Raw genomic sequence first — 11,494 nt, forward strand, 5'->3', positions numbered from 1 at the left:
GGAATTCACTCTTGCAAAAAACAACTTCGCTTAATCTGTTTCCCACCTTATTATATCTTGGAATGGATATTGCGCTTCTCGTATATTACTCATCTTTAGATTCTTACTCAAGAAGTCTTCAAAAGCTTATTAAAGATAGAAGAGACAATATAGACCTCCTGAAAAAAACCCTGAAATTCGCAAAACTAGTAGAAATCGTGCGTTATCTCCAATGGATATTCATGTACGTTTTGTACACCATTTTCGTGACCTTAGCATCGCACGAAATTCTCCCTTTGCCGGAGATTGGAGGAAAGAGTCACGCGATCGCATGGGCTTGTATAGTTATACTTATCACAACCGCTATATTATATTTAAGGGCTTTAAAAAATGGGGAGGATTGTCTTTCAGTAACCTTCAATGAAGTAAATGAACACCTTGAAGGCATTTTGAGCCAGAACTCAAAGGTTGTTTTAAGAACATCCTGTTTCCAAAAGGATGGGAAAACAACAAGAAGTTACTTATATCTTTTGATCTACATTTTGGTGCTTGCTACAACATTTATGTATGGGTTTCTTATTGCGTATATTATTTAGAGACAGATACTTGCGATCATTAGATAGAAATCAATTGAAACAACCAAATATGGAGATGGTATCAGGAGGAACATTTCTTATGGGAAGTGATATGGGCCCCTATTCAAGTCCAATTCATGAAGTGACTATTACTTATGACTTCTGCCTCACTATTTCATCAATTACTTTTGCAGAATATGTGAGTTTTTGTGACTCAACAGGAAGAAAAGTGCCAATAATGTATGCTTGAGAACTGCAAAGCACGGCCGTAGTTGGGATTACTTGGTATGACGCAATAGCTTATTGTAACTGGCTTAGCAATAATGAAGGACTTCCAAAGGCTTACGATAAGCAAGGAAATCTTCTGGATGTGTATGGGAATTCGACAAGTGACCCATCGAAAGTATTTGGATATAGACTACCTACGGAGGCGGAATGGGAATATGCTGCAAAGAGAAGATCTTTGAATGAGGAATACGACTCAGCTGACGTCTAATCTTTAGGAAGCGAGATTTCTGAATGGTGTAGCGATTGGTATGATAGAGGATATTACAGTAAGAGTCCAATCTTGAATCCGTATAACAGTATTTCTGATTCTTATCGAGTCATACGAAACACAGGATACAAAGAATGTCCAGAATTTAATTACATAGCTTATCGGGATGGAAGAATTCCAAGTAGTGAATACTCGAATCTTAGTTTCAGCGTATGCAAAACCGGCTCAGAAATGTGACAGCTTGGACTATTCTCTTTACTGTGTTGCAAACTAAGTTGATATTTACCGGCTTCCTCGAAAAGCAGCATATGCTTCTCCAATGAAAGAGCAAAAAGGAGTAACATGTGTAACCTGTATTCTTAAAAGTCATGACGAGGGGGATTTCACACCGAAATTGGCATAAAACTTAAATTAATAAGCCATCTCCAGAGGAATTCCAATGTGAGAACCTTTTTCACGAAACTGGATACTTATGACACTGTTGCGTTTCTAGATATCTTGAGACTAACGGAAGCACAACTAATAACCAAATCACTTGTAGATGCCGGTGTAAGTCATCTTGAACTTAACACATTAAGAAAGATCTGCTCGCTGTAGNNAAGTGCAGAAAGACCAGAGAACCCTACAGATATGCCTCTCCGAGATCGAACGCTGCCAGAACCTCTCACCAAAGCCCAATTTCATAATACTCCTGGGCGATAGATACGGCTGGGAACCTCTGCCTTACTCCATTCCTTCGACAGAGTTAGATTCTCTTCTTCCCCTCATGGATGAGAGTGAACGATCGAAGATAAGTGAGTGGTACCGGAGAGACGACAACGCGATACCTTCTGAATACATACTCCAGCCAAGAAAGGATGAGTACGAATCTTACGCTCTCTGGGAAGAGAAAGAGAGAGAACTGAGAGAGATTCTGAGAAAAGCGGTTGACAGAAGTACTCTGGATGAGAAGGAAAGAGAGAAGTACTTCCTCTCCGCCACACACCGGGAGATTATCCACGGAGCCCTGGGCATTCCCGAAGGAAAGATATCCCCTCAAGAGCACGTGGTTGCCTGCTTCAGGAAAGGCGAGAAAGACGAGAGGCTTCAAAGACTCGAAGAAGAACTGAAAGACAGACTATCGAAAGAAAGGACGAGGGAATACGAAAGTTTAGATAATGAGAAAGACGAAGAGGAGTTCAGCCAGTTCATATACGAAAGACTTGAAGAGACGATCTCACTTCAGCTGAAGGATGTACAGGAGATAGATGAACTAGAAGAAGAGAGGAATAGACACAGAGAGTACAGAGAAGAGCTACTGGAAGACTTCTGCGGAAGAGAGAAGATCCTCGAGGATATAAGCGAGTACATAGAGGGAGAGGACAACAGGATCTTCGCACTCACAGGAGAATCCGGCTCGGGTAAATCCAGCGTGATGGCCAAAGCGATAGAGCATGCCGAGAGAGAGAAGAACGTGGTCATCTACCGCTTCTCTGGTTTCACCGCCAACTCCGGAAACGAATACACGCTCCTCAAACAACTATGCGAAGAGATAACCGGAAAGTACGACACGACGGTGAATAAGGTGGCGGGTATAGAAGAAGGAGAAAGACCACCGGTTATGGAAGGCTCAGGAGAAAGAAGAAATCTAGACCCAAACAAACTGGACGACCTTATAGAAGTCTTCAGAAGGTGTCTCGTCCTATCCACAGAGGACAAGAGACTGATTCTCTTCATAGACGCGCTGGACCAGATAGATGGTAATCTCACATGGCTTCCCTCTCTCCTGCCCCGGTACACCAGACTTGTGGTCTCGACCACACTGGACAAAGAGATAGAACTCCCCCATCGCCTCGAGCGGCTGAAAGAAAGAGAAGGAGAAGAGATACTCGACAGATGGCTGGCCAGGGCAAAGAGAAGACTGCAGAGTGAACAGAGAGAAGCGATAATGAATGGATTGAAAAGTAATGGAACGCCGATATACCTCAGGCTGCTGTTCGACATGGCAAAGAACTGGCATTCATACACGGGAATCCCGAGACTTGGGGAAAAGACGGAAGAGATACTGAAAGAGTTCTGCGACAGGCTTGAGAGAGAGCATACACCCGAGAGAGTGAAAACGATAATAGGTTACATGGTGTGCGGAAGATACGCGGGCCTGAAAGAAGAAGAACTGATCGATCTTCTATCCTTTGACGAAGAATACTACGAATCCTTCCTGAAGGGATCTCAGCATACAGATGAACTGATGGAGAGAAGGAAGATACCCGTAGTCATATGGTCCAGGTTCTATCTGGACCTGGAAGACCACCTGAGGGAGAAGGAAGTCGAAGGAGTAAGGATACTTACGTTCTTCCACAGACAGATAGACGAATACATGAAAGAGAGGTACGGAACGAACAGGAATAGAAATCATGGAATACTCGCGGACTACGGACTGAAGAGATTCGAAAGTGAGGGAAAGAACTCGAAAGAGGCATTCCTTTCCAGTTCAATAATGCCGTACGTTGGATTTCACCTGTACGAAGCGGAAAGGGAGAAGGAATTACTGCATCTGCTTCCGGAGGAGGAAGAAACTGAAGAACAAGGAAACAAGAAGGATATCCTGTATAACTCCATTGGCTGGGTGATGGAGAACTACGGGTTCGAAGAAGAGAAGAGACTGAAAGCGCTTCTTGAAGAGATCTCTACAATCGACAGGAAGGTACTTGCATTCGTTATGAGCAGTATTGGAGTAAAACAAAAGAATAGAGGGAGAAGCCTCTGGTGTTTATTCATCCACGAGAAGTCAATTCCCATTCTTGAAAGGCTAGTTCGAATGGATCCGACCAATTTGGAATTGCTAAGGGACCTCGGGATAAGTCTCAATAACGCTGGAAGAAACTGCAAAGGACTTGTAGCTGTGAAAAAGACGCTAGGATACTATATGAGAGCTCTTGAGATACGAAAAAGACTCGTGAAGAAAATCCCTGACAGAACGGAATGGCAGAATGACCTTTCATTAAGTCTGAGTGACATTGGAAATATCTATAAAGACCTGGGTCAAAGTAAAAAGACTCTAGAATATTATGTCAGGTCTCTTGAGATAAGTAAGAATCTTGCAATGAAACAACCGGATAGAACAGAATGGCAGTGGGATCTGGGAGTGAGTTTGAATAACGTCGGAAGTGTGTACGAAGAACTTGGAAAGAGTGAAAAAGCTCTAGAATGCTATTTGCACTTCATGAAAATAATGGAAAGCCTAGTAGAAAAAGACACATCGAGAACTTGTTGGCGAAGAGATTTGGGAACGAGCGCGAACAATGTCGGAAGGATATATGAAAAATCAGGTAAGAACGATGAGTCTCTGGGGTACTACACCAGATTCATGGAGATAATGGAACAACTCATTCGGAATGACCCCGGGAGACTGGATTGGCAAAGAGATCTAGGCGTGAGTTTGAACAATATCGGCAGGATTTATGAAGACTTTGGCGAAGCTGAGAAAGCACTAGGATACTATGTTAGGTCTAATGAAATTTTGGAAGCCGTTATTGAGAAAGATCCATCCAGGATGGACAGGTGGAGAGATCTAGGTGTGAGTTTGAACAATTCTGGAATGATGTACGAATTTCTAGGCGAGGGAGAGAGAGCACTTGAATGCTACACTAGATTTATTGAGATAATGGAAGATCTCATCTGGAAAGATCCTGACAGAATCGACTGGCAGTATGACCTTTCTGTAGGTCTCAGCAATGCAGGAAATATCTGCAGAAGCCAGAACGAAAACGACAAGGCTCTGGTGTATTTCACTAGATCCACTGAAATACGAGAAAACCTCGTTAAGAAGGACCCCGATAGGACCGACTGGCAGAGAGACCTGGGAATTAGTTTGAACAATGTCGGAATGATCCACGAAACCTTTGAAGAATACGATAAGGCGCTTCTTCACTACAAGAGATTTATGGAGATTATGGAAGCTCTCGTTAAGAGAGATCCCGAAAGAACTGACTGGCAGAGAGATCTTGGAGTCAGCCTTAACAACATCGGAAGCCAGTACGAGAACCTCGGTGAGCTTGAGAAGGCTTCAGATCATTACAAAAGGGTTCTGGATATAAGAAGAACTCTTGTTGATAAAGAACCAAGAGTTGTTGACAGACATGTAGGCCTCGCATTTGCACTCTTAGATATAGCGAGGATTACGCAAAGCGATGCTCAGAAAAGAGAATTAGAAATGGAAGCACGATCAATAACCAAATCGCTTGTAGATGACGGTATGAAACATCGTGAGCTTAACGTATTGAGAAGCATCTTTTCACTATAACTACTGAGTATATTATAACTAAGAGACAGGAGGTATCCAAATGGGAAGTCTTGTCAAGTGGGGAAACTGGAAGTTTATCGGAATTCTCTTTGTTATATGCTACGTCATTGGAATAATTGGCTGGAAATTGTACGACCCTTCACTCCCTGTCTCTTCGGCGTTGTATAACTCTCTTCAGCTTTTCTTCCTGGAAGCAAGCTTTCAAGATTATTCAATCCCCTGGATTCTTGAGATAGCGAGATTCTTCGCTCCGATAATAGCGGCTGCAGTCGTCTTGAAGTTGCTAATCTCTCTGATCTGGAAGACAACCAGAGACCTCAGGCTTCTGGGAATTGAAAATCATATCGTCATCTGGGGACTGAACACTGAAACAAATTATCTGCTTGAAAACCTCCTCGGAAACAGCAACAGCAGAATCGTCCTCATCACTAGCACACATGAAATGAGCGAGTTTCCAGCCTTGAAACCTGCAAGGGGGCTAATGGTAATATTCGCTGACGAAGCAGAGAGTCTCTCAGATAAAACGAAACTTTGTCAGAAAATACATCTGGAGTCGGCGAAAAGTGTTTTTATCATGACCGGAGATGATACGAATAATATCGAAACTGTCGAGAAGATAGAGGCCTATCTTGACGGATGTGAGAAGAAAAGAGAAGCCTTAGCAAAGAGAAGAACTGAAAACAAAAATTGTGAACTTCAAGTCTTTGCTAACATAAACGATGAACATACGATGAAATTCATGAAGCAATGCAAGGGGAATAATCCAGAAAGAAATGTGTTTATTTCCTTCTTCAACACTAAGAGAATGCTCGCCCAGCATCTAATCGACAAGTTCTCTCCGGACAGGTACAGAAAAATAGGTGAAGGCGATCCCGTACCCGCCACAATCCTTTTAGTCGGTCTGACAGATCAGGGTGAGAAGATCCTGACAGAAGCGGCTCTCTTATACCATTTTGCGAATCACGTAAAACCGAGAATCGTTGTTTCTGATAGAGATGTGAAGAACAGGATGAGGTCGATCTACGAAGACTACCCTTCACTTGGAAAAGTCGCGGAGATAGTGGAAGTAGAGTTTCTTGAACTTATCAGGGGCGAAGTCGACTGGCAAATCTTCTCAACAATTTCCTCATGCTTCATAGCGACAGAAAACGAGGGAGAGAGTTCATTCGTTGCCAGAAAGCTCAGGCAGATGTTTGAGATAAAAGCAGACAGCGATGTAAATGGCCATGATAGAGAAGTGTCAACAGTACCAGCAATAGTTGCAGTAATACCTATGCTTTCCAGGTTTTTTGATATAGTTCCAGAAACCAGGCAAAAGCTGGAGGCTGTAAATATTGCCATCTCAAACCCAGGAGAAGTGCTAAACACGGATAACCTGTTCTCTACTAACGAAGAAATAGAGAAGATAGCCATGTATTTTCACTGGGAATACAACAAGAGAAAAGATAAGACACTCGACAAGGTCTGGAACGAACTGGAAGATTCCGAAAAAGACTCCAACCGTTACGCTGCAAGACACTTGCCGATCAAACTGAGATTTCTGGGCGTGAGAATAGCCGACGCTTCAACTGATTGCCCGATCTTCGATCAGAATACAGTCACTGAAGATCAGAAGCAGACGATGCACATTATGGAACACAGAAGATGGATGGCATATAGAGAGCTTAACGGATTCGTTTATGGTCAAAAGTGGTTCAAAGAAGATGGAAAATCAAACAAGGAAGTCATGAACATCTTGATGATAAACAACAGCATAAAACCATGGCATGAGCTGGAACCGAATATCAAGGAGATAGACTCGATTTTCGCCAATGCCGGCGACGCTGTAGCCGAACTGAACAAGAAGATCGTAGTAGATAGCCAGAAGAGCTAATCGGAAGCATGGGATGGATAACTTGGACAAAAAACCGGGATGTCGGACAATCTCAGAAAGACCTCTAGGGATATTGACAAGTTTAGGCCGCGACGATTATGAAGAATTCTAAAAAACCTCTCTAGCGTCAACCTAAACCTTCATTATCATTAAGCTGAAGTTCCCGAACTGAGCAAGCAAGAAATAGCTATCTGAAAGGATTTCAGAGAAATGAAGCGATTATTTCTGTCTACGTTTGCTGAATTGTTTCAATCCGACAAGTTCAAGAGCTTTCCTCTGTACCTCGTTGGGAGTTGTTATTATAGTGAATGAAGGTATCTCCGGTACTGCAGGTACCCTGGCATCGTTACAGACAATCGTACCCATTTCAGATAGAAGAGTCTGAAAGCTGTGTACCGGTGTCCCGTCACTCAGCTTCTTCTTCCTCGTCTTCTCAAGTGCGCTCTCGGATCTAGTAGCCTGTAGTACATGTTCTCTATGGGCATATTCGTCAGTGAAGATCATGCTCTTCCATGACTCCCTCAAATGCCATTCAACATAATACGCTAGCATGCAGAGAAATATGTGAGCCCTCACTCTCTTCTCAAGCCAGTGGTGTATTGGCCGTATCTTCAGATCCACTCCCTTGAGTGTCCTGAATGCCCTCTCAACTCTGGATAGACTCTTGTAACTGTACACCACTTCTTCTGCAGTCAACTTCTCTTTCTCTACACTGGTTCGGATTATATAGAACCCGTCAAGGGAAGCTTCAAAGGCTATACTCTCTTCATTTCTCCTGTAGTCGAACTTCCCATCCTCTATCGTGAAGATGAAATGCTTGGCCATCTTGTACCTGTTCTCTATCCTCCCCAGTGCCTGCCCTATCTTCCCCGCTTCCCTCAACCTTCCTGAAGCGACCCTCCTCATGAGTTTGTTCAACTTTTCTTCGCTCGCCCTGAGTAAGTCTTCTCTCGTTCTCCTTCTCTCTTCTGCAAGAAGGGGATTCCTGCAGACTATTAACCTCTCTCCAGGATAATCGGGTGAGTCTATCTCAAGAAGGTCTCTCTCGTCAAATAAGCTAAGCTGTAACTCCCCATTCTCGTAGAGACTCTTAATCGTAGGCCCTCTGAAGGCACTAATCCAGTCAACTCCACCGAGAGCCTTCAATCCGTCTATCTGTCCCTGCGTTAACATCCCTCTGTCTTCGACCACGACGAACCTTTCTACTTTGAACTCTTCCTTTACCTTCTCTACCTGTTCCCCTATCGTTTTGGTGTCACTCGTACAGCCCGGATATACCTGTATGGAAATGGGTATACCCTTAGAATCCGTCATGAGTCCATAGACTATCTGTTTCTTTCCCTTCTTCCTGTCTCTGTTATAACCATAACTCGCAAGCTCACAATGACTTCCTTCATAGTAACTCGAAGAGACATCGTAAAGAACAAGACCACCTTCGCTTAAATGTCTCTGCGCTAGTTTCCTTTCTATCGTCTCTTGCCTTTGGAGCAACCAATCTAGAGCAGCATATAACTCATCTTCGTCCGCATCTTCCACTGAGAACTCTTCGGGAATAGTGGTATTATCCCACCAGCGTATTGTGGAAAGCTTCGTCTGAGGGTTTATTATCCTTGCAACTATCATCGCCTCTATTAGATCGCTTTCTCTACTCCTTCGAGAAGAAAGCAATTCGGAAATACCTAGATCCTCCATTACCTTACTTATAACCGCAACATTACCATGAGCTCTCGACCGAGTAATCTCAATAGCCTCTTCGGAAGGAAGAAAGACTCTCCCCTGGAGACTCTCTTTGACTAACTCTCTAGTAACTTCTGGCAATTCAGTAAGATTGGCTATTGTTTGCTGTTTCACCTTACCATCTTCGCGATAGCTTCTTCTCAGAAGATAAGTGAAGTATTCTCTGTCCTTGTACTTACTCACAATCTTAGCTAAATAAAGGCCTTTAGGTTTGCTCTTCATAACAGAATGATAGCACAAAGAAACGAGCGAAGTCAATTACAAATTGACCCTTTACTGTCTACGTTTCCACAACATTATTGTGTCTTTTTTCTCTCTGGGAAAGAGTTTATTTAATTTCCTGTCGGGGAACTTCCGATTAAGGCACAGAAATTCCGATTTCTGCCACGTCTCCTCACGCCTGCGGGCTACTTCGTGCCCGGCGCTCGAAGCCGCAGCACAGGGTAAAAACGTAAAAAGGCTAAAGTGTAATCAGGGCACCGTCCTTGCAATACGGAACCCAAGGTTGTTGCGCATGAAAGTGGGCGAGAAGTTGCCGCGATTCGCTACCCGCGCGACCGTCGCAAGGTTGCTCCAGCCGCCGCCACGATCCACCCGGCCGGAACCACTATCATTGTAGGGGTTTGTCTTTGCCGAACTGGAGTAGTGACCATACCTGTCGCTACACCATTCCCACACGTTTCCGGACATATCATATATACCCAGCTCGTTTGGCGTTTTCTTCCCAACTTCCTGTGTCTTGCTTCCCAAGTTCAAACCATACCAGGCTACTTTATCTACGTTGTCGCTACCAGAATACTTGTATCCCTTGCTCTTGTTTCCTCCCCTTGCTGCGTATTCCCATTCAGCTTCTGTTGGTAGCCTGTATCCTACTACATTTGCTGGATCAGCTGTTATTCTTCCGTCCTTGTCCAACAGATTACCATCATTGTCATACGCTTTGGGGAGTTTATCTTTCTCGCTCAGCCAGTTGCAGAAGCCTATCGCATCATCCCAACTCACGTTGATTACAGGTCTCTGTCCCCTACCCCAGTCTTCGTCTTTCGGTTTGCTCCTGCCGGTAGCCTCACAGAAATCGTCGTATTCGTCGAAAGTTATTTCGTACTTGCCCAGATAGAAGTCATATGTAAAGGTTACTTTGTGAGTTGGTTTTTCATCACTCTCTCCATCACCCCAGGTATCGCCCATCGTGAAGCTTCCTCTTTCGACAAGAACCATAGGAGGTACTGAACTGCTAGAAAGATGTCCTTGTAAGCTCATTACTGCTATTGCAATAGTCACAAGTACGGTGAAAAATATGAACAGCGGCAATGCTATCCGTCTCTTCTTGACAGGTGTTTCATGATGGTCTATCTTTTCTCCTTGATGAATTGTCTGCAATTCTTGTTCTTCACTGTGCGTTTCGTTGACATAATTATCTGCTTTTCCATCATTTGTTTCTTCTGTATTTTCCTTTGCAACTACACTTTCCCCTTTTCTGCTTTTGCTGGTCTTGTTAATACCATCTTCTGAAATCTCTTTTGACTCTGCTGTATCCTCAAATACCGTTCTGCATATACGAAACCCGATGTAACTATACGAACCAGTAGGGAGCTTCCCATCTCTATTAGCGACCCGCGCACTAGATGCGAAGTCGCTCCAGCTACCACCTCGAGTGACCCTGCTGGAACCACTGCAGTTGTATGGATTTGTCTGCACCGAAATCAAATACAAACCATACCGATCAGAACACCATTCCCATACGTTTCCAGACATATCGTAGATTCCAAGCTCGTTGGGTTCTTTCTTTCCCACTTCCTGTGTCTTGCCCTCTGAGTTTGAATCATACCAGGCAACGTCACCAACGTTATCGCTTCCGGCATATTTGTAGCCTTTGCTTTTGCTCCCTCCTCTAGCCGCATACTCCCGCTCAGCCTCAGTGGGTAACCTGTAACCTTCTACTTTAGACGGATCTGTTGTTATATCTCCATTTTTATCCAGCAGATTTCCTTCACTATCATAGGTTTTGGCAAGCCCTTCCTTTTCACTCAACCAGTTGCAGTAGGATATTACGTGCCACCAGCTCACGTTGATTACAGGTCTCTGTCCCCTCTCCCATCCTTCGTCTTTCGGTCTGCTTCTTCCGGTCTCATCGCAGAACAAGTCGTACTCTTCGAAGGTCACCTGGAATCTACCTATGAGAAAACTATTTGTTAGTATGACTTCATGGACTGGTCTACAATAGATTTCCAGGTCTTCAACTTCATCCCCCATCATGAAGCTGCCTTTTTCTACCAGGACCACTGAATGCTCTATCCTGCTCGTAGAATTCAAGGGAGGCATACTTGCAGAAGTATCTATAGATTTGTTTTGCCTGGAGATTTGTAGGTCCTGTTCGCTCGTCTTCTCATCTTGCTGAATGATTTGGGGCTGCTGCTCCTCTTGCTCTTTCTCAGGGTAAACGACGTCTTCTGTCTTATCTTCGGGGGCTTCTTGCTGGATATCACGAAGTGTTTCTTCTGCCTTTTCTTCTTCAATCTCTTCTTTCATTTCCTCGCTAATCTTATCTGCTG

At 43.9% G+C, this 11,494-nt stretch carries 6 protein-coding genes and 1 pseudogene; 5 read left to right on the plus strand and 2 right to left on the minus strand.

Annotated features, from left to right (window positions below):
• From B3K42_RS07110 to B3K42_RS07125, 5 genes and pseudogenes are all read left to right on the plus strand, one after another.
• Nucleotides 1-575, plus strand: a 575-nt coding sequence (locus B3K42_RS07110) for a hypothetical protein (RefSeq protein ID WP_292597902.1), incomplete at its 5' end; no start/stop codon positions are given.
• Between the two features lie 55 nt (nucleotides 576-630).
• A pseudogene (locus B3K42_RS13865) lies at nucleotides 631-1,050 on the plus strand (formylglycine-generating enzyme family protein).
• A gap of 441 nt (nucleotides 1,051-1,491) precedes the next feature.
• A complete protein-coding gene (locus B3K42_RS07115) occupies nucleotides 1,492-1,647 on the plus strand; it encodes a hypothetical protein (RefSeq protein WP_181419158.1) in 156 nt (51 codons plus the stop codon).
• 4 nt (nucleotides 1,648-1,651) lie between these two features.
• Complete coding sequence (locus B3K42_RS07120; protein ID WP_292597905.1) at nucleotides 1,652-5,332, plus strand: tetratricopeptide repeat protein; 3,681 nt, start codon at nucleotides 1,652-1,654, stop codon at nucleotides 5,330-5,332.
• A gap of 40 nt (nucleotides 5,333-5,372) precedes the next feature.
• Nucleotides 5,373-7,205: a hypothetical protein gene (locus B3K42_RS07125; protein ID WP_110991038.1), complete on the plus strand. Its 1,833-nt coding sequence runs from the start codon at nucleotides 5,373-5,375 to the stop codon at nucleotides 7,203-7,205.
• A gap of 219 nt (nucleotides 7,206-7,424) precedes the next feature.
• Here the strand turns inward: B3K42_RS07125 and B3K42_RS07130 are convergent, their stop codons facing one another.
• Both B3K42_RS07130 and B3K42_RS07135 read right to left on the minus strand, forming a co-directional pair.
• A complete protein-coding gene (locus B3K42_RS07130; protein WP_110991040.1) occupies nucleotides 7,425-9,164 on the minus strand; it encodes an IS1634 family transposase in 1,740 nt (579 codons plus the stop codon).
• Nucleotides 9,165-9,413: 249 nt separating this feature from the next.
• Nucleotides 9,414-11,494, minus strand: a 2,081-nt coding sequence (locus tag B3K42_RS07135) for a formylglycine-generating enzyme family protein (protein ID WP_292597909.1), incomplete at its 5' end; no start/stop codon positions are given.

Source organism: Mesotoga sp. UBA6090 (assembly GCF_002435945.1).
Taxonomy (GTDB): domain Bacteria; phylum Thermotogota; class Thermotogae; order Petrotogales; family Kosmotogaceae; genus Mesotoga.

What these genes read in the sequence shown, in the direction of transcription:
- B3K42_RS07125 (WP_110991038.1), top strand. Translation starts at nt 5,373, where the DNA reads ATGGGAAGTCTTGTCAAGTGGGGAAACTGGAAGTTTATCGGAATTCTC.
- B3K42_RS07130 (WP_110991040.1), bottom strand. Translation starts at nt 9,164, where the DNA reads ATGAAGAGCAAACCTAAAGGCCTTTATTTAGCTAAGATTGTGAGTAAG.